The organism is Ruegeria sp. BG6 (assembly GCF_056538465.1).
In genome coordinates, this window is the sequence record NZ_JBQFTB010000004.1 from 218,528 (window position 1) to 237,981 (window position 19,454).

19 protein-coding genes are annotated in these 19,454 nt (G+C 60.4%); 10 read left to right on the forward strand and 9 right to left on the reverse strand.

Annotated elements, in window-relative coordinates; all coding sequences use genetic code 11:
* Positions 1-119 precede the first annotated feature (119 nt).
* From ACR0JW_RS10265 to lpxK, 4 genes are read left to right on the forward strand one after another with little or no spacing between them, the layout of a single operon-like run.
* Positions 120-1,466 carry a TldD/PmbA family protein gene (locus ACR0JW_RS10265; RefSeq protein WP_170679411.1) on the forward strand — a complete coding sequence of 449 codons (1,347 nt, stop codon included), beginning with the start codon at positions 120-122 and terminating at the stop codon, positions 1,464-1,466.
* Positions 1,453-2,253 (forward strand): 3'(2'),5'-bisphosphate nucleotidase CysQ, encoded by an 801-nt coding sequence (locus ACR0JW_RS10270; protein ID WP_170679409.1) that lies wholly within the window; start codon positions 1,453-1,455, stop codon positions 2,251-2,253. Before ACR0JW_RS10265 ends, ACR0JW_RS10270 begins: the two co-directional genes overlap by 14 nt.
* Positions 2,250-3,485: a glycosyltransferase N-terminal domain-containing protein gene (locus ACR0JW_RS10275; RefSeq protein WP_170824890.1), complete on the forward strand. Its 1,236-nt coding sequence runs from the start codon at positions 2,250-2,252 to the stop codon at positions 3,483-3,485. The genes ACR0JW_RS10270 and ACR0JW_RS10275 overlap by 4 nt, the downstream gene beginning before the upstream one ends.
* Positions 3,472-4,470 (forward strand): tetraacyldisaccharide 4'-kinase, encoded by a 999-nt coding sequence (gene lpxK, locus ACR0JW_RS10280; RefSeq protein ID WP_170679405.1) that lies wholly within the window; start codon positions 3,472-3,474, stop codon positions 4,468-4,470. Before ACR0JW_RS10275 ends, lpxK begins: the two co-directional genes overlap by 14 nt.
* Here the strand turns inward: lpxK and ACR0JW_RS10285 are convergent, their stop codons facing one another.
* The 3 genes from ACR0JW_RS10285 to ACR0JW_RS10295 are packed head-to-tail and all read right to left on the reverse strand — an operon-like array spanning position 4,471 to position 6,765.
* A complete protein-coding gene (locus tag ACR0JW_RS10285; RefSeq protein WP_170679403.1) occupies positions 4,471-5,583 on the reverse strand; it encodes a CaiB/BaiF CoA transferase family protein in 1,113 nt (370 codons plus the stop codon).
* Positions 5,583-6,245: a DsbA family protein gene (locus ACR0JW_RS10290; protein ID WP_170679401.1), complete on the reverse strand. Its 663-nt coding sequence runs from the start codon at positions 6,243-6,245 to the stop codon at positions 5,583-5,585. Before ACR0JW_RS10290 ends, ACR0JW_RS10285 begins: the two co-directional genes overlap by 1 nt.
* A gap of 13 nt (positions 6,246-6,258) precedes the next feature.
* Positions 6,259-6,765: a DciA family protein gene (locus tag ACR0JW_RS10295; RefSeq protein ID WP_170679399.1), complete on the reverse strand. Its 507-nt coding sequence runs from the start codon at positions 6,763-6,765 to the stop codon at positions 6,259-6,261.
* A gap of 81 nt (positions 6,766-6,846) precedes the next feature.
* Here ACR0JW_RS10295 and mutY point away from each other — a divergent pair, with 81 nt between their 5' ends.
* Together mutY and ACR0JW_RS10305 are read left to right on the forward strand one after the other, a co-directional pair.
* Positions 6,847-7,902 carry an A/G-specific adenine glycosylase gene (gene mutY / locus ACR0JW_RS10300; RefSeq protein ID WP_480713872.1) on the forward strand — a complete coding sequence of 352 codons (1,056 nt, stop codon included), beginning with the start codon at positions 6,847-6,849 and terminating at the stop codon, positions 7,900-7,902.
* 59 nt (positions 7,903-7,961) lie between these two features.
* Positions 7,962-9,098 carry an alkane 1-monooxygenase gene (locus tag ACR0JW_RS10305; protein ID WP_480713873.1) on the forward strand — a complete coding sequence of 379 codons (1,137 nt, stop codon included), beginning with the start codon at positions 7,962-7,964 and terminating at the stop codon, positions 9,096-9,098.
* Between the two features lie 85 nt (positions 9,099-9,183).
* Here ACR0JW_RS10305 and ACR0JW_RS10310 read toward each other — a convergent pair whose 3' ends face one another.
* From ACR0JW_RS10310 to ACR0JW_RS10325, 4 genes are all read right to left on the reverse strand, one after another.
* On the reverse strand, positions 9,184-10,560 hold the full coding sequence (locus ACR0JW_RS10310) for an adenylate/guanylate cyclase domain-containing protein (RefSeq protein ID WP_480713874.1): 1,377 nt from the start codon (positions 10,558-10,560) through the stop codon (positions 9,184-9,186).
* Positions 10,561-10,707: 147 nt separating this feature from the next.
* On the reverse strand, positions 10,708-11,811 hold the full coding sequence (locus tag ACR0JW_RS10315; RefSeq protein ID WP_170614222.1) for a site-specific DNA-methyltransferase: 1,104 nt from the start codon (positions 11,809-11,811) through the stop codon (positions 10,708-10,710).
* A 105-nt stretch (positions 11,812-11,916) separates the two neighbouring features.
* Positions 11,917-12,534 (reverse strand): ribonuclease HII, encoded by a 618-nt coding sequence (locus ACR0JW_RS10320; protein ID WP_170679391.1) that lies wholly within the window; start codon positions 12,532-12,534, stop codon positions 11,917-11,919.
* Between the two features lie 109 nt (positions 12,535-12,643).
* On the reverse strand, positions 12,644-13,108 hold the full coding sequence (locus tag ACR0JW_RS10325) for a hypothetical protein (RefSeq protein WP_170679389.1): 465 nt from the start codon (positions 13,106-13,108) through the stop codon (positions 12,644-12,646).
* A gap of 175 nt (positions 13,109-13,283) precedes the next feature.
* Between ACR0JW_RS10325 and ACR0JW_RS10330 the strand changes: the two genes are divergently transcribed.
* The 4 genes from ACR0JW_RS10330 to ACR0JW_RS10345 all read left to right on the forward strand — a co-directional run bounded on the left by ACR0JW_RS10330 (position 13,284) and on the right by ACR0JW_RS10345 (position 17,114).
* The gene (locus tag ACR0JW_RS10330) at positions 13,284-13,571 is read left to right on the forward strand and encodes a hypothetical protein (RefSeq protein ID WP_170679387.1); all 288 of its coding nucleotides are present in this window, start codon (positions 13,284-13,286) and stop codon (positions 13,569-13,571) included.
* Entirely contained in the window at positions 13,543-14,244 is a 702-nt protein-coding gene (locus tag ACR0JW_RS10335) for a helix-turn-helix domain-containing protein (RefSeq protein ID WP_170679385.1), read from the forward strand. Before ACR0JW_RS10330 ends, ACR0JW_RS10335 begins: the two co-directional genes overlap by 29 nt.
* A gap of 105 nt (positions 14,245-14,349) precedes the next feature.
* Positions 14,350-15,921, forward strand: a complete 1,572-nt coding sequence (locus ACR0JW_RS10340; RefSeq protein WP_170679383.1) for a DUF427 domain-containing protein — start codon at positions 14,350-14,352, stop codon at positions 15,919-15,921.
* A gap of 194 nt (positions 15,922-16,115) precedes the next feature.
* Entirely contained in the window at positions 16,116-17,114 is a 999-nt protein-coding gene (locus tag ACR0JW_RS10345; protein WP_170679381.1) for a LacI family DNA-binding transcriptional regulator, read from the forward strand.
* On the opposite strand, the gene ACR0JW_RS10350 is transcribed toward ACR0JW_RS10345, so the two are convergent.
* Complete coding sequence (locus tag ACR0JW_RS10350) at positions 17,115-18,248, reverse strand: Gfo/Idh/MocA family protein (protein ID WP_170679379.1); 1,134 nt, start codon at positions 18,246-18,248, stop codon at positions 17,115-17,117. It lies immediately after the preceding gene.
* 37 nt (positions 18,249-18,285) lie between these two features.
* Complete coding sequence (locus tag ACR0JW_RS10355; RefSeq protein ID WP_170679377.1) at positions 18,286-19,389, reverse strand: Gfo/Idh/MocA family protein; 1,104 nt, start codon at positions 19,387-19,389, stop codon at positions 18,286-18,288.
* Positions 19,390-19,454: the final 65 nt, after the last annotated feature.

Consider the following 19,454-nt stretch of genomic DNA (forward strand, 5'->3'; position numbering starts at 1 on the left):
ATCCCTCCGATACCCCAAACTCAGACTGATCCGGTGCTTCGTCACGCTCAATCCGGCCGCAGGACTTGCGGGGCGCGCAGTCCAAGGCTAGGTCCAGTAATAATCAGAGCGGAGGCGTCATGACCCGAACACCTGAAGAGATCAGCCATCACCTGCTTGATGCTGCGCGCAAGGCCGGGGCAGAATCCGCAGATGCGATCGTGATTGACGGCTCCTCGGTGTCGGTCGAAGTGCGTGAGGGTTCTCTGGAACATGCCGAACGCTCGGAAGGAACCGATCTGGGTCTGCGCGTGTTTCTTGGCAAACGTCAGGCGATTGTCTCAAGCTCTGACAGCCGCCCCGAAACGCTGAGCGCGATGGCCGAACGCGCCGTGGCGATGGCGCGTGAAGCCCCCGAAGACCCGTTCACCGGTTTGGCCTATCCCGGCCAGTTGGCCACCGAACGGGACATGCCTTCGCTTGAAATGTTCGACCCAACCCCCGAGCCCGCGGCCGAAGACCTGCTGCAGGACGCACTGGCGGCCGAAGCTGCTGCACTGGCCGTGACCGGCGTCTCACAAGTGTCAGACGCCGCTGCTGCGTATGGCACGCACAGGGTGCATCTTGCGGCCACGAACGGATTTTCCGGGGGGTATCTGCGCAGCAGCCGATCGACATCCTGTGTCGCAATATCGGGCGAAGGCACCGGGATGGAGCGTGACTACGACGGCGACAGCCGCACCTTCCAAAGCGATCTTCGCAGCCCCGAAGAGATCGGGCGCACTGCGGGGGAACGCGCCGTCCAGCAGGTTGGAGCCCGCAAACCGGCAACCGGCAGTTTCCCGGTTTTGTTTGACGAACGCATCTCATCCTCGCTGATCGGCCATCTTTTGGCGGCCGCCAACGGGTCTGCAATCGCGCGCGGGGCGTCATGGTTGACCGATTGTTTGGGACAGCAGGTCCTGCCCGATCATCTGTCGCTGATCGAAGACCCGCACCGCCCGCGCATTTCGGGATCACGCCCGTTTGACGCCGAGGGTCTGCCGACCAGCCGCCGGACAATTGTCGAAAACGGTGTTCTGACCGGCTGGACCCTCGATCTGTCCAGTGCCCGCAAACTTGAAATGCTGTCCACCGGCAACGCCGCACGCGGCGTTTCCGGACCGCCCTCGCCCAGCAACTGGAACCTGGGCCTGACGCAGGGCGACCAAAGCCGCGAGGACCTGTTGCGCGACATGGGCACCGGGCTGCTTGTGACATCGATGATCGGGTCGACCATCAACCCCAACACGGGCGACTATTCCCGTGGCGCATCCGGGTTCTGGGTCGAGAACGGGCAGATTACCCACCCGGTCAACGAATGCACGATTGCGGGCAATCTGCGCGACATGCTGAAACGGATCGTTCCGGCAAATGACGCGCGCCCCTATCTGTCACGGGTTGTCCCATCGCTGCTGATTGAGGGAATGACACTTGCCGGCAACTGACCTGCCCCTGCTGATCGAGGCCGCCCGGGAGGCTGGCAAGATCGCCACCCGATATTCGGGGGCAGATGCGCAGCGCTGGGACAAACCCGATGGCACCGGCCTCGTGACCGAGGCGGATCTGGCCGTCAACGCGATGCTCGAACAGATGTTGCCTTCGGCACGCCCCGGTTATGGCTGGCTGAGCGAAGAGACCGAAGATTCACCCGACCGGCTGTCACGCCGCAGGACATTCATCATCGATCCGATCGACGGAACCCGCAGCTTTGCCGAAGGGTCGCGAACCTGGGCACATTCCCTGGCGGTCGCGGATCAGGGCAAGGTGACGGCGGCGGTGATCTATCTGCCGATGCGAAACCTTCTTTATGCTGCAGCGGCTGAACAGGGCGCAACACTGAACGGTGAGCGGATTCATACCACGCAGACAAACCGCCTGCATGACGCCGAAATTCTGGCTGCCAAACCTAACCTGAAACCCGTTCACTGGAAGCACGGGCAGGTGCCCGATTTCAAACGCAACTACCGCCCATCCCTGGCCTATCGAATGGCCGCAGTGGCGCAGGGGCGGTTTGACGGAATGCTGACCTTAAGACCCAGTTGGGAATGGGATATTGCAGCCGGTGATCTGATCATCCGCGAAGCCGGTGGCATCTGCTCGAACCGGCAAGGACAGCCGTTGCGCTTCAATAACCCCCAACCGCGCCTGAACGGTGTGATCGCGGCGGGTGCCGAAACCTACAGGTTGCTGTGCGAACAGCTTGACCCGGACGGGCACGGGCTGCCGGTATGAGCAAGCCCAGGTCCTTCAGCCTTGCGGCCTATCGGGTACTGTCCTGGGGCGTGCCCAAAACCGGAGGGCAACAGCAGCAGGCGCGCCCGGATGGCGAATTGCTTTGGGTTCACGTCAACAGCCACCTGCGCTTGCGCGTCGTTGATGAGTTTTGCCACAGGTTGACGCGGTCCCGTCCTGACTTGTCGGTGTTGATTACCGCCCCTTACGGCGCCGACCTGGCGCTTTGGGCGGATAGCACCTTTCCGGTTGTTTCCCTTCCGGCCGAGCAAACCGGCGCGGTTCGCGGATTTCTGGAACACTGGCGACCGGACATTGGTGTTTGGGTTGGCGGCGGGCTTGTTCCCAACCTGATCACCCAGGCGGAAGAAAACGGCATTCCGCTGATCCTGGTCGAAGCTCAGGTCGATGTCGTGATTCCGCGGGGGGCCAGGTGGCTGCCCGACCTTGCCCGATACACGTTCGACTGTTTTCACACGATTCTCACGACCACGCCTGAAGCCGCCCGTCAGATCCGGCGGCTGGGCATACATTCGGCCAAGGTCACGGAATCTCCGCCGCTGCACATCAGCCCCAACCCGCGCCCATGGCCCGAAGACGAGTTGATCGAGACCAACCACGTGCTGGCCGGTCGGCCTGTCTGGCTTGCCTCATGCGTGCAGGACAAGGAATTCATCTCGGTGCTCAGCGCGCACCGGCAGGCGTTGCGGATGCTGCCCAGGCTGGCGCTGGTTCTGCATGTGGCGGACGCGTCCGAAGCGCCCCCCCTGCACCGGCGGCTTGCGGCCATGGACCTGCGCTGTGTCAACTGGGACAACGGCGAACCGATCGAAGACACAACACAGGTGATCCTGTCCGCCGAACGCGAGGATCTGGGCCTGTGGCAACGGGTTTCCGCCGTGACATTCGCAGGCAGTTCGCTGGAGAAAGGCATGGGCGGTCATGATCCGCTTGAAGCGGTGGCACTTGGATCGGCGGTTATCCATGGACCGTTCGTCCACCGCCATCAGGAGCTCTATGACAGTCTGGACATGGTGGATGCCGCCCGCACAGTCAGAACCGCAACCGAACTTGGCGACGCGGTCGAGGAATTGCTGGCGCCGGACCGCGCGGCCGATATGGCCCTGGCCGGATGGCAGATCGTGACCGAGGGCGCCCCACAGGCAGATCGGCTGATCGACCTGGTTCAGGACCTGCTGGACCTCCGGAGGACACAGCATGCGGGCACCTGAGTTCTGGAATTCCCCGCCCGACCGTCCCGCATTGCGTGCCCGGTTGCTGGCGCCGCTGGGGCGGCTCTATGCGGCGGCGACTGCCCGGCGTGTCGCCTCGGAACCGGGGATCAGGCCGGGCGTGCCGGTCATCTGTATCGGTAACCTGAATGCTGGCGGCACTGGCAAGACACCCACCGTGATCTGGATGATCGAACAACTGCGCAACGCCTGGCACGAACCGCATGTGGTTTCGCGCGGCCATGGCGGCTCGCTGGATGGGCCCATGCGCGTTGATCCGGGCCAACACACTGCCGCACAGGTCGGAGACGAGCCTTTGTTGCTGGCGGCCTTTGCCGAAGTTTGGGTGGCCAAGGACCGGGCAGCAGGTGCACAAGCGGCGGCCGATGCAGGCGCCACCGCGATCATTCTGGATGATGGTTTTCAGAATCCGTCCGTTGCCAAGGATTTCTCGGTCATCGTGGTGGATGCTGCACGCGGGTTCGGAAACGGTTTGTGCCTGCCGGCCGGCCCCCTGCGCGAACCCGTCGACGCCGGTCTGCAGCGTGCGAACCTGGTTCTGTCACTTGGCGATTCCGACGCACAGAACACATTTACCGCGCAGTGGGGCAAACGTCTGAACGTGCCGCACGCCACCGGATTGGTAGAACCGCTGCAAACAGGCATGGAGTGGGACAACGCCCCGGTTCTGGCATTCGCCGGCATCGGGCATCCGGAGAAGTTTTTTCGGACCCTGCGCCAGCAGGGCGCGCGCCTGCTTCGGGCCGAGGCGCTGGATGATCACCAGCCTCTGACACCCGCCCTGATGACCCGACTGGAAAACGATGCCCGCTTGCTGGGCGCACAGATGGTCACAACCGAAAAAGACGCCGTGCGCCTGCCGCCCGCGTTCCGTAGCAAGGTGATCACCCTGCCCGTCCGTCTCCAGGTGGACCAATCCGATCTGGTCCGGGACATGGTGCTGAAAGCGGTCCCGTCGCCCTGATCAGTTATCCTCGCCCAGCTTCGGCGAAGGGCGGGTCAGGGCAAGCTCGGCATCGGAAAACACAAACGGCGTGCGCACACCGGGCACACCGTCCAGTTCAATCTGCATTCCACGCGCAATGACCTGTGGGTCCACCATCACCTCGTCCATCGTATTGATTGGACCGGCGGGAACGCCCCCGGCTTCGCAGGCTGCCAGCAGTTCAGCCTTGTTGCGCTGCGCCGTTTCGCCATTCAGACGGGCGATCAGCACCCGGCGGTTGGCCAGCCTGTCCTTGTTGTGCAGAAAATCCGGCGCGGCGGCCAGTTCTGCCAGCCCGAGGATATGGCACAGGCTTTGGTACTGGCGGTCATTGCCGGTGGCGATGACAATATGGCCGTCGGCACAGTCGAACACCTGGTACGGAACCAGGTTGGGGTGCGCGTTGCCCATCCGCAAAGGCGCAACACCGGTTGTCAGGTAGTTCAGCGCCTGATTGGCGGTAACAGCCACGGCGACATCCAGCAGCGCCATGTCCACATGTTGCCCACGGCCTGTTGTCTCGCGCTGATACAAAGCGGCCAGTACGCCCGCGACTGCATATACCCCTGTGAACACGTCCGTTGTCGCAACGCCCGCCTTTTGTGGCTGCCCGTCCGCCTCACCGGTAATGGACATCAGTCCGGACATGCCCTGAATGATGAAATCGTACCCAGCCCGGTTGGCATAGGGACCGGTCTGACCGAACCCGGTGATCGAGCAATAGACCAGACGCGGATTGATCTGTTTTACGCTGTCATAGTCCAGCCCGTATTTCTTCAGGCCGCCGACTTTGAAGTTTTCGATCAGGACGTCTGCATCCGCAATCAGCGCGCGCACCTTTTCCTGACCCTCGGGGGTTCTGAAATCCGCCGTGACAGACGCCTTGCCCCGATTGGTCGCGTGAAAATACGCCGCCGATACATCGTCATCCCGCGTTACAAAGGGTGGTCCCCAAGCGCGGGTATCATCCCCGTCCGGAGATTCGACCTTGATGACCTCGGCCCCAAGGTCCGCAAAGGTCTGACCGGCCCAGGGGCCGGCCAAAACTCGTGCCAGTTCGACAACCTTCAGACCGGCCAGCGGGGCCGCCATCAGTTGCCCAACTCGTCTTCGATCAGTTGTTTGAACTCTTCGTAGGACTGGTTCGAGACCTTTTTGCCGTTAACGACAAATGTCGGTGTCGCGGTGATGCCGTCGCGCTCGGCGTTTTCCTGATACCAGGCAACCAGTGTCTGTGCGCGCGTTCCGTCCTGCAGGCAGGCCTCAAGCTCGTCGTTGCCGATACCGGCCAGACGACCGATCTTGCGCAGCTCGTCAACGATTTCGGCGGGACCACCCGCGCGGGACCAATCGGACTGGCCTTCGTAGATCAGGTCCGTGATGCCAAAGAACTTTTCCGGTCCGCCGCAACGGGACACCAGCGACGCCCACAGACCGTAGCGATCAAAATAAACCTCGCGGTAGATGAACTTCACCTTGCCTGTGTCGATGAATTCCTTTTTCAGCTGCTTGTACGGCCCGGTGTGAAAATTCGCGCAATGCGGACAGGTGTAGGATGCATATTCGATGATCTCGACCGGAGCATCTGCGGCCCCCTGCACCATTTCTTTAATGGTCGAGGTGTCCAGGTCGGCTTCCTGCGCCTCGGCGCTGCTGATCAGCGGGTTGGCGGGGGTGGAATTTGACAGCGACAGCCAATAGCCGCCAGCGGCAACGGCGACCGCCGCGCAGATTACGGTTGCAATTCGGCTCATTCTCAGCCCTTTCTCAGCGTTTTTGTCTGGATAAAACGTTGCGGCCCAGGCGTTCAAGGGCCGCGCGCAAATCACCATCGTTTACGTCACGCGACACTTTGTCTGCCTCGGCAGCGATTTCGGGTTTGATTTCGGGTTTCGCCGGTTTCGGCTTGTGGTCGAAACTGGCCTGCCCCTCGGCAAATCCTGTTGGAGCGGTTTGTGTGATGCGCACGCGACTGATCGCGTTATAGCCATAAACCGCATTCACCTTGCCGCGCAGCTGTTCTTTCTGCATTTCCAGCATCGGTGCCTGCGGGCCGGTGGTCAGCAGGGTCAGCGTCGCGCCTATCCCCCCTTTGCCGTACCCAACCTTGACGGGCCGCGCGATGGCCGCAATGTCCTGCCCCACGATCTCGGCCCAGTGGGTCAGCAGACGCGATACGGCAAACCCCCGGCTTTCACCGGCCTGACGGATCTGATTGTTCAGCAATGTTGCGGTCCGTTTGAACCCGCGGGTGGTCGAACGTCTCGGTCGCATCTGGTTTCCATCTCCTGCGCGGCTATTGTAATGGGCAGAACAACCGGCGCCAGCGAAACCCGACAAGGAGAGGCATAAAACTTGCGTGACACCACTGAATTTAACGTCAGCACGGCGTTGCTGGACTGGTACGACCGTCACGCGCGCAAAATGCCGTGGCGTGTCGGCCCCGCGGACCGGGCTGCCGGGGTCCGACCCGACCCCTACCATGTCTGGCTGTCCGAGGTGATGTTGCAGCAGACCACCGTTGCCGCCGTGCGGGACTATTTCCTGCGCTTCACCGCGCGCTGGCCGACCGTTGACGCCTTGGCAGCGGCGCCTGACGATCAGGTCATGGGGGAATGGGCCGGTCTGGGTTACTACGCCCGCGCCCGCAACCTGCTGAGATGCGCGCGCATCGTGACTGATGTGCATGCAGGCCAGTTCCCGGACACCCATGATGGCCTGTTGAAACTGCCGGGTATCGGTCCCTATACCGCTGCCGCCATTTCCTCCATCGCCTTCGACCGCCCTGAAACGGTTCTGGACGGCAACGTCGAACGGGTCATGTCCCGGCTTTACGACATTCACGATCCCCTGCCCGGTTCGAAGCCACAGTTGAAGGACAAGGCGGCCGGCCTGACCCCGCTGGAACGGCCCGGCGATTATGCTCAGGCGGTCATGGATCTTGGCGCGACGATCTGCACCCCGAAATCTCCGGCCTGTGGCATTTGCCCCCTGCGCGCGCCCTGCCAGTCCCGCCTAGTGGGCACGCAGGCGGAATTGCCCCGGAAGACGGCCAAAATGCCGAAGCCCACACGATACGGGCATGTCTATATTGCCCAGCGCGGGGATGGTGCGATGCTGCTGGAACGCCGACCGGACAAGGGATTGCTGGGGGGGATGCTGGGCTGGCCAGGTTCGGACTGGTCCGACACGCAGATCGAATCGCCACCTTTTGCGGGAAACTGGCAGGTCCTGCCAGCGGAAGTGCGCCACACGTTCACCCATTTCCATCTGGTGCTGCGCATCTGGGCGGCGCCCCTGCCTGAAAACACGGCCCCGGCGGGCTTGACCATCATTGAAAAACACGCATTCCGACCCGGTGACCTGCCGACCGTCATGCGCAAGGCTTATGATCTGTGGCGCGACCATTGAGCCGTTGAATCACAGCTCAATGCCCGGCTAGTGTCGGGCCACACTTGCGGAGCCCGACCATGATCGCACAAGACACCCTGTCACGCTGGCAATCGGCCCTGCCCTTTTGGCTTTCTATCCTTCTGATCCCCGTGATCTGGGTAACGGCCGTTCTAGGCGGCGCATGGGTTCTGCTGGTTCCGTTGTCGACATGGTGGACCTTTGCCCTGCTCGACCGTTTGACGGGGATGGAGCTTGAAAATGGCGACCCGGATACGCCCGATTCCATGCTTGGCTGGTATATCTGGTTGACTAAAATCTGGGTCCCGCTGCAGTTCCTGACATTGTTCGGCCTGATCTGGTACGCCACGCACACGGACCACCTGAGCGTGGCTGCGAAGATCGGCCTTTTCTTCGGCATGGGTGTGCTCTCGGGCACAATCGGGATCAATTACAGCCATGAACTGATGCATCAGAAAGGCCGGCTTGAGCGCTGGCTGGGAGACATCCTGCTGTCCATGGTTCTGTATTCCCACTTCCGCTCTGAACATCTGCTGGTGCATCACCGCTACGTGGGCACGCCGCGCGATCCGGTCACCGCGCGTTACAACGAAGGGTTTCACCGGTTTTATCCCCGTGTCCTGCGCGAATGTCTTGTCTCGGCGTTCCGTGCGGAAAAGGCCAAACTCGGCCGCAAGGACCGGCCCTGGACCGATCGGTCAAATCCGTTCTGGCGGTATTGGGCCCTGCAAGGGGGGATGCTGCTGCTGGCGGTTGCACTGGGCGGTTGGTCCGGACTGGGCCTGTTCCTGCTGCAGGCCGGAGTCGCGGTCTGGCAGCTTGAACTGGTGAACTACGTGGAACATTACGGTCTGACCCGGAAACATCTGGGCGACGGGAAATACGAACACGTACACCCGCACCATTCGTGGAACGCATCGCAAAAGGCATCGAACTGGCTGCTGATCAACCTGCAGCGCCATTCGGACCATCATTACAAGCCGAACCGCCGCTTCCCGCTTCTGCAACACCATTCCGAGGACACCGCCCCCCAACTGCCACACGGCTATCCGGTCATGACCATTGCCGCGATGATCCCGCCTTTCTGGCGGCAGGTGATGAACCAGCGGGTTCGCGCATGGCGGCGCCAGTATTACCCCGATATCACGGACTGGGGCCCCTACAACAAGGCGCAGAACCCGATGCCCAAAGCCTGACCGCAGCACGCCCCGGCGTGCTGCCCGGCCCAACGATTTGGATTGCATCTGCGATGCAGGATTAATCGGCGGGAGCGCTTGCTGCTCAAAGTACCCAGACATCCACGGGTGTCTCAACACCGCGCACGGCCTGGTTTTCCCGTTTTGTGAACCCATCCAGCGATGAGAGCTGGTTTTCCTGCTTCGCCTGCCTGAACACTGCGTCACTCAGGACAACCCGCGCGCCCAGGGTTCGGGTCGTCGCCTCAAGTTTCGCCGCCACATTGACTGCGTCTCCGATCACCGCGAATTCCAGCCGGTTCGCCCCGATATCTCCCAGCACCACCGAACCATAGTGAACGCCGATCCCCACATGGATCTCGGGCTCACCCGCGCGCCGCCGTTCCAGATTCCATCTATCAATCACACCCACCATGTCGCGGGCGCAGGCCACCGCGTTGCTAGCGTCCAATGATGTGGGCACCGGGGTACCAAACGTGGCCATCAACCCGTCCCCAAGGTACTTGTCCAGCGTTCCGTGATGCCGAAACACCTCGGTCTCCATGCGCGCGTGAAACCCGCGCAAAACCTCGATCACCTCGTAAGGATCACGACCGGCCGCAAACTTGGTGAACCCGACAATGTCGATGAACAGGACAGCGATGTTTTCCTTACGGATTTGCTTGAGCGGTTCGTCATTCTGGCTCAACTCGTCGACTACATTTGGCGAGAAATACCGCGACAGATTGGCCCGCTCGCGCACAAGCCCCGCATTGCTCAGCAGCAGCCGGTTGAGACGCCGCATCGATACGCCAAGGGTCACTGCGACCATCAGAAAGACAATCACCTCCTGTACGCGCTGCGACACCATGAAGCTGTTGGGATCAAGCAGTTCGGCCACATCCGGATACCCTTTCAGGGCTTCTGCCACCCGCTCACTGATGCCTGGAATGGGCGTTGCCACCCACCAGGCGATGATCCAGCCGACTGTCCACATGGCCGCCGTCCAGGTTCCCAGCGCAACCACGGTGCGCCAGGAATAGGCAAGCGTACCCGCAGCCAGAATAATGAAGAAATACTGGAAGTTATCGAACCGGTACTGCATGGCCAACGGCCGGACATCGTCGCTGAATGGGTTTGGGATGATCATCCCCAGGGTCATGATCATCAGATCAACAAAGATCAGCAACAGTTCGATTCGCGATTGCCCGACCCGTCCCGCACGCCGGATCAGCCAGCCATTTGCGCAGATCAGCAGAAGAATAAAATGGTAATACAAAACCTCAGGGTGCGGGTTCAGATAGATCAGCAGAACTCCCGTCAATCCCATCGCGATCCACCGCGCGCGTACAGCCAGTTCCAGCCCCTCGCGCTTGTGCTGTTCCATCGCTGCCAGAGTATACTTGTTGTCCAGATCGTAACTGTCCGGTTTCGTGAAGAAAAAACGGTTAAATCGGGATGTGCTGGCCGTGGTGTCCGTCATGGTTGCTGCTCCGTTGTTGCACGGCTGGGAACCGGAATTGTAGCTATCCAAGCATCGTGCGGCGCAAAACAAAAGACCCCGCCGAAAACGGCGGGGCAAGGCTTAGTGCCTTGTGTCAGGCCACAGGCACCGGCGGTATTGGTAAATTCAGTTGTGCATCTCGGCCCGAATCTGCTGGCGCAGCACGTCGATCGGCACCGTCTTGCCGTCGCGCTTGAAGCACCAGTAGGTCCAGCCGTTGCAGGACGGCGCATTTTCCAGATGTGCACCGACCTGATGAATCGAGCCTTTGACATTCTGGCCCACCAGCGTTCCGTCCGCACGGACCTTGGCCTTGTGGCGCTGGTTCATCGAATACAGCTCCTCGCCCGGGCGCAGCATACCGCGTTCAACCAGCTGGCCGAACGGCACACGCGGCTCGGCGCGTTTGCTGGCGCTGACCTCCAGCGCTTCACGGTCAAACTTGCGCACTTTGGCAATGCGTTTCTCGGCAACCTTGCGATAGCTTTCTTCGCGCTCGATCCCGATGAACTCACGTCCCAGCATCTTGGCGACAGCTCCGGTCGTACCGGTGCCAAAGAACGGGTCCAGAATGACATCGCCGGGATTGGTCGATCCAATCAGTACCCGATGCAACAGCGATTCCGGCTTTTGCGTCGGATGCGCCTTGTCACCGTTTTCATCTTTTAGACGCTCGTGCCCGGTGCAGATCGGCAGCACCCAGTCACTGCGCATCTGCACGCCTTCGTTCAGGGCCTTCAGAGCTTCGTAGTTGAACGTGTATTTCGCGCCTTCGCGCTTGGACGCCCAAATCATCGTCTCGTGTGCGTTGGTAAACCGCTTGCCACGGAAATTCGGCATCGGGTTGGATTTACGCCACACGACGTCATTCAGAATCCAGTACCCGGCATCCTGAAGGGCGGATCCCACGCGGAAGATGTTGTGGTAAGAGCCGATCACCCAGATCGCGCCATTCGGCTTCAGCAGGCGATGCGCCGCCTTCAGCCAGTCCCGCGTGAACTGGTCGTAGGCACCAAAGCTGGAGAACTGATCCCAATGATCGTCGACGGCATCCACCTGGCTGTTGTCAGGGCGGTGAAGCTGGCCTTTCAGTTGCAGGTTATATGGCGGGTCTGCAAAGATCAGGTCCACCGACGCCTCAGGCAGACTGTTCATCACATCGATGCAGTCGCCGGATAGAATCGTGTTTATAGGGAGCGCCGCCGCGCCCTTTGTCTTGATTGTGGTCATTTCACTGCCTCGGTTCCACGGCGCTTTTGCGCTCATTTGGTTGAGACAAGGATGAGTCAAAGACGATTCGCCGTCAATTTCTTTTTTGAATCAGCGACTTACGATTTACTCTTGATACAAGATATTGTGGACCGGTTTAAACGAACGTCTATGATGTGGGGTGACACCAAGATTTCGCAGCGCGTCACGGTGCTGTTTTGTCGGATATCCGGCGTTTGCCTCCCACCCATAGCCGGGATGCTGTTGCGCCAAATCCACCATCACCTGATCGCGCCAGTTTTTCGCGATGATCGAGGCCGCAGCAATCGACAGCGATCGGGCGTCCCCCTTGACCACCGCCTGGGACGGCAGTTTCAGCCCGCGCGGAATCATGTTGCCGTCGATCAGCAGAAAATCCGGGGCCGGGTCCAAAGCCTGAACCGCGCGCGTCATGGCCAGATGCGAGGCACGCAATATGTTGAGTTCATCTATTTCCGCCACCGAAGCCTCGCCCAACGCGATTTCGGCCCGTTCGCGCAGCGCAACGTCCAGCGCTTGGCGGCGCTTTGCGCTCAGTTTTTTGGAATCGTTCAAACCTTCGGGGATATCATCGGGGCTCAGGATGACCGCAGCGGCAACCACAGGTCCGGCCAGCGGACCGCGCCCGACTTCATCAACGCCGGCAACCCTGATATGCCCCCGCGCCAGAAGCGCCTGTTCCAGATCGAAATTCGGTTGTGTCATACGTCCGGCAAAGCGCTTTTCGGCCAATACCGCAAGAAAAAAGAGAGGGCAGCCTGCGCCACCCTCTCCTGCACGGCGCTTCTGTGGCGCCGCTCCTGCTCGAAACCCGTTACTTATGAACCACACGGTATCCTTGCTGGCGCAGGCATGCGGGTTCGTATGCCCGCTTGACCTTTTTGCCATCCCAGAAACCAACTTCGCACTGGCGGGGCAGGCTATCGGAGTATCGGTAATGCTTGCCGAGGCATTTCGGCGTCAGCAGGGGGCGCTTGTTCGAATACGACTTGAAGGTGCGCAGGCACCGTTGCGGCAGGTCATATCGCGCCAGCCGCTGCGGCCGCGGGCGCACCGGGTAGTGATCGACGACAGGGGGCTGGTAGACCGGCGCGTGCCGCCGTGTTGCCTGATCCGCGCGCCTTTCCTTGTTGTAGTAGTGAACACCTGCCCCAATCAGGGCCAGCGCAGCCAATCCGCCCAGCAGATCCCTGGTGTCGGCTGCGCGCGCCTGTGACACGGAAATGCCGGTTATCGTGATGGCGGTCGCAACGATCAGCGCAATGAATTTCCTGTGCATTATGCCTGTCCTTTGTCTTTTTGCGGGCGGCCTGCTCACGGCCGGGAACTTGATGACCAGAACCTGGGGCCGACCATGCCGGACAAGCAATAACGGGCGGTTGTTATCCGATATCAGCGTCGCAAACCCCTTGAGATATTGAATTTCCGGCCACCTCATGCGCAGGATGCGGCCTATGAAACAGATCCTCTCTTCTCTGGCCTGCATGGCCCTGATATCGCTGGGACCCACTGCGGCGGCGGCCCAGTGTTATGCGGATTACAAGGCCAAACAGGACAACCCCCTGCGGCTGCATTACGGCGTCATGCAGGTTGCAGCCTGCGACAAGGGACAGGCCAAATCCGAGGTCGCCCAACGCCTCGGCGCTTCGGGCTGGACCTTGTTGAACGTCATATCCGTATTCGGACCCGAAGGATTGGATCAAAGGAAGGCAAATGCCGGAAAGTTCTTTCTCCGTTTCTGAGGCCCGGCGATCCGGTGCGCGGCTAGTTGGCGCGGGCATTGCCGCGATTGTCCTGATTCTGGTTACGGCAGCCGTCTTCCTGTTCTGGACCCTGCCAGATGCAAACGCCTTCAACGCCCGTGTCGAGCGCCTGTTCATCGAGTCCGACCTGACTTCGCAAACCGAGATTCGCCTGTTGGAGATTCTGGCCCAATCCGGCACAGCATTTGCCGACACGCTGTCCAGCTACCGGATGGTGATCTTTGTCCTTTTGGTCTTTGCCAGCGCGATGCTGATCTCGGCCCTGGTGTTTCTGGTGATGCTCGTGCTGCTGAACCGGCGCATGGCGCAGATCGAACGGACGGGCATTCAGGTGACGTCGCTGCTGATCAGCCGCGAGGAAAACACCGTCTATCTCAACAACATGGACTTCAAACTGACCCCGGCGGCGATGGAAACCCTGTCGGTTCTGGCCGAGTCCCGGCTTGATGACGAGGTTCTGTCCGGCGCTCAGATCGAAGCGATGATTTCGGGCAGGGATGCCGCCGACTGCGACGAGGCCGCCGGTGCCACCCGGATCAAGCGGCTGCGTGATGCATTGGGCAATCAGATGGTCAGCGAATTGCTGGTCAAGAATATTGCCAAAAAGGGCTATATGCTTTCGATCGAAAAAGACGTCATTCAGATGGTCTGATCCGCAGGCATTGCCGCGCACAATTCTGCAAATCAACGTTAACGCCCTTGGAAAACCGGCGGTGAAGGCCCATCCTATAAAGACCTGCGCCAGCGGAGGTTGATGATGAACATCCACGCCACACCTGAAACCAAAGGATATGGAATCTCGGTCGAACGGCTGAAGGGGCGGATTGCGATATACCGCGATCAGATCCTTCTGGCGGAAAGCGCAAACGCCAAGGTCATGTATGAAACACGCCTTGCGCCGACGATCTACATACCCCGCGAGGATGTCTGCGTTGATCTGAGCTATGAAACCGAATTGCAGACCTTCTGCCCGTTCAAAGGCACCGCGACCTACCATGATGTGATTCTGGCCGGCGAGCGCCTGGGAAACTCCGTCTGGGCCTATGAGGACGCCCTGCCCGAAAGCGCCGCCATACAAGGTCACATCGGGTTCATGCGCAATGCGTATACCGATCTGGATCTAGGGGAAAACACGCTTCGCGAACCGCAGGATGGCAACATCAGCGGCCCTCTGATCGATTGGCTGATGCGCGGTGCATCAGAGAACGAAACGCCCGAAGCCTTTACCAAAGCCCTTGCGGAAAAGATGCTGGACCATGGTATTCACATTCAGCGCCTCAGCATTCTGGCCTGGTCCCTGCACCCGCTGATCGCGGGAAAACACTACATCTGGGAAAAAGGCGCGGCCGAGATTTCGACCAACGTCCCGACCTATGAAATTCACGATCACCCCGCCTATATCAACAGCCCGTTGCGCCACGTCTCAAACGGGCTGGGCGGGGTACGTCAGCGGCTGAACGACGATAACCCCCATAACAGCTTTCCGATCATGGAAGACCTGCGCGCAAAAGGCGCCACTGATTACGTTGCCATGCCGCTGCGCTTTTCGGACGGGCGCACCAATGTACTGACCCTGACCTGCGATCACCCGGATGGGTTCACCACCGAAAACCTCGGGCTGGTCTTTGAATGCTCAGCCGTAATCGCGCGGTTTTACGAGGTGTTCATGCAGCGCGAAAACGCGCAGGTACTGCTGGAAACCTATGTCGGCAAACGCACGGGCGCACGGGTTCTGGGCGGCGAGATCCGACGCGGCGACGGCGACGAAATCGATGCCGCTATCATGTTCTGCGACCTTCGCAATTCTACCAGCCTTGAAGAGAAACTGGGCCGATCGGCCTATATCAACCTGCTCAACGATTTCTTCGAAACGGTTTCGGGGATTGTGCACGAAAACGGTGGCGAGGTTCTGAAATTCATCGGTGATGCGGTTCTTGCGGTGTTTCCGGCAGGCGACGATGCCGCCGCCGCCCGCACCAATGCGCAGCGTTCGGCCATCGGGATCGTGGAAAAACTGGCCACTCTGCGCGGGGAGGGCTTGGATGCGCATTGCGACTGCTCGATCGGGTTGGCCTATGGCCGGGTGACGTATGGCAATGTCGGTTCTCGCGAGCGGCTGGATTTCACCGTCATCGGTCAGGCCGCCAATATTGCGGCCCGGCTTGGTGAATACGGGAAGTCGGCAAACCACAGGATCGTCGTGTCAAAGGACATTGAACCCGCCTGTTCGAACGCCGTTCCCCTGGGAGAGGTCAGGCTGCACAATGTATCGCAGCCCATAATCTCATTTGCTCTCAAAACGGCTGCGGACGCGGTGCTGGACGGCTGACATACGAAGAGCTTGAGGGCGCGCCAGACTTATGTGTTTTTTGGGCATGACACGCCGCCTGCTTCAAGGGGCTGACCCCTTCATCTGCGCCATTGCAACCGCCGCATTGCAACCGATTGCAAGTTTCGTGCAAAGGTGCATAGTGCTACTATGAAATTGCTTCCTAGCCTCCCCCCAATCCACAGACACCAAACATGAGTGTCACGCTCAAAGATGTTGCAGCCCTTGCCGGCGTCTCGCGCTCGGCGGTCTCGCGCACGTTTACCGAGGGCGCGTCGGTTTCGGCCAAGACCCGCAGCAAGGTCGAAAAAGCCGCGCAGGAACTGGGGTACAGCCCCAACGCGCTTGCATCCTCTCTGACGACAGGGCGGACCAAGCTGATCGGGCTGATTTCCAACAACTTTCACAACCCGATTTTCCTTGAGGTGTTCGACCAGTTCACCCGCGCCCTGCAGGAACGCGGGCTGCGCCCGCTGATTGTCAATCTGACGGACGAAACGGAGCCCGCGAATTCGGTCAGGATGCTGCGGCAGTATTCGGTTGATGCGGTGATTGTCGCCTCGTCCACTCTGCCGCCAAGCTTTGCCAAGGCGTTTCACGATGCAGGCGTCCCTGTTGTGCACACGTTCGGTCGGTCTGCCACCTCGCCCGAAGTCCACGTCGTGGGGATCGACAACGTGGAATGCGGGCGCATGGCCGCGCGCGAGTTGATGGCACGCGGCTACAAGCGTGTCGGATATCTAGGTGGCCCCAAGGATGCGACTTCGGCCATGGACCGATATCGCGGGTTTATGGAAGAGGTCGAAAAATACACCGACCTGGAAGTGTCCCATTCTTTCGCCGACAACTATTCGTTTGAAGCCGGGCGCGCCGAGATGCTGCGACTCCTGGAAGGGGCTCCGGCTGATGGGTATTTCTGCGGCGATGACATCCTTTCGATCGGGGCGTTGTCCGCGCTGTCGGATCACGGGCTGAAGCCGGGCATCGATATCGGCATCATCGGTCTGAACGATATGGAAATGTCGCGCTGGGAAAGCGTGAATCTGACGACCATTCACCAGCCGATCAAGCAGATCATCACCTCGTCCGTCGATCTGGTCGAGGAGATGTTGAAGGACCCCGCCCGGTATCCCGAAGCACGTATCTTCCCCTGCCGGGTGATTGAGCGGGGCACGTTACGGCCCCGGCCCTGATCAGCGGAACATCGGCGGACGGGCGTCTTTCCAGACGCCATCTTCTTTCGACGAAGCGACCGCAGCATGAACCGCCGCGATCGAGCGGACGCCGTCCGACGGCGTAGGCAGACCGTCGCGCAGCTCACCCCGGATGGCATCGGCCAGATCGCAATAGATGTTGGCCACGGCCAGTGGGAAACCCTCGGGGTGGGCGATGGCGACGCGGGACAGACGCTGAGTCTCTTCATGCAGACCGCCCTCGCCTTTTTCGATGATCTGGGTTCTGCCGCCCACGGGTGTGTAAATCAGCTGGTTGGGCTGTTCCGAGGTCCAACGCAACCCACCGGTTTCGCCAAACACCTGAATGTCGAACCCGTGCTGACGTCCGATGGCCACGGACGATGTCCAGAGCCGTCCAACCGTGCCTTTCTGCGTGCGGAAATTGATCATCGCATCGTCTTCAAGCACGCGGCTCGTAATGGTCGAGGCCAGATCGGCCGAGAGCTTTTCAACCTCGTCGTCGCAGATGAAGCTGGCCATGTGCAGGGCGTGAATGCCGCAATCAGCGAACTGGCCCGAAACGCCAGCCATCGCCGGGTCATAACGCCAGCGCACACGGGGGTTGTCGGCATCCGTGGCGTCGCCGTGATGTCCGTGGCTGAAATTGGTCACCACCAGCCGCACATTGCCGATCTCTCCCGCCCGCACCATGGCGCGAGCCTGGCGCACCATCGGATAGGCGGAATAACAATAGTTCACGGCGCAGATCTTGCCCGAGGCCTGCGCTATGCGGACGATCTCTTCGCCTTCTTCGACGGTCATGGTCATGGGCTTTTCGCAAAGCACGTTGAACCCGGTCTCAAGAAAGGCTTTTGCGATCTCGAAATGCGTCGCATTGGGGGTGGCGATCGTCACCAGATCGATGCGGTCGGGGCGGTCCTTTTCGCCCGCCAGCATGTCCTGCCAGCCGCCATAGGCGCGATCGGCAGCAATGCCCAGACGCTGCGCATATTCGCGGCCCACATCGGGGCGGTGATCCAGCGCACCTGCCGCAAATTCAAACTGCCCGTCCGCCAAAGCGCCCAGACGGTGCGCGGGTCCGATCTGGCTGCCTTCGCCACCGCCAATCATGCCCCATTTCAGCTTTGCCATGGTTTGTTCTCTCTGTAGAAATTTGGTGTTTTTGCGATCAGAAATCGCGGATCTCTGTCCATCGCCGCTGCTCCGAAGATGCCAGTGCAGCCGCCAGCACGCGGTTGACCTCATGCCCGTCGCGGAAAGTTGGCCAGATCGCCTCGCCAGTGTCGATGGCCTGCAGGAAATCCTTGGCCTCGATGATGATCTGGTCCTGATAGCCGGTGCCGTGACCCGGACCCTGACAAAAGGGTTCATAGTCGGGGTGTGCGGGGCCTGTCAGGATTTTGGTAAATCCGCGATGCGCCTCGGGACCTTCGCGGCGATAGAACCAAAGGGCGTTTTGGTCTTCCTGATCGAACCGAAGCGCGCCCTTAGTACCCGAAACCTCATACGCGTAGCCCATCTTGCGCCCGGTTGAGATGCGGCTGACATAGATATTGCCCATCGCGCCATTTGCGAACCGGCACATGATCTGGGCATGGTCGTCATTGGTGACTTTGCCGCCCGGACGGTTTTCGTGGACGGTTTCAACCTCGGCCATCACCTCGGCAATCGGTCCAATCAAGGCAAGCGCGCCATTGACCATATGGGGCGCAAGATCGCCAATGGTTCCGTTGGCCATGCCCGTCGTGCGCCACGTGGCCGGAGCGTCGGGATCGGCATAAAAGTCCTCGGTATGTTCGCCCCGGAACCAGGTGACATCACCCAATTCTCCGTCAGCAATCAGTTTCCGTGCAAATTGTGTCGCAGGCGTGCGGACATAGTTGAACCCGACCATGTTCGCGACACCGGCCGCTTCGGCTGCGGCAACCATTGCCTCGCCATCCTCCATCGATGCGCCCAGGGGTTTTTCGCACAGCACCGGCTTGCCCAAGGCAAAGGCCGCCTCGGCAATCTGACGGTGGGTTTCCTGCGGCGAGGCGATGACCACGGCCTCGATCTCCGGATCGTTGACCAGCGCCCGCCAATCACCGGTCGCGCGCTTGAATCCATAGGCCGCCCGATACCGTTCTGCGCTTTCAGGGCTTGAGGCGCAGATCATCTCGAGACGCGGACGCAACGCGGTGTTGAACACCGCGCCCACCGCCGCCATGGCAACGGAATGGGCCTTGCCCATATAGCCGCCACCAACAATTCCAATTCCGATTTCAGGCATCTGTCACGGCTCCGAACATATCATTTGCAACCGGTTGCAAAATCAGTATCGTGTGAATCGATTCA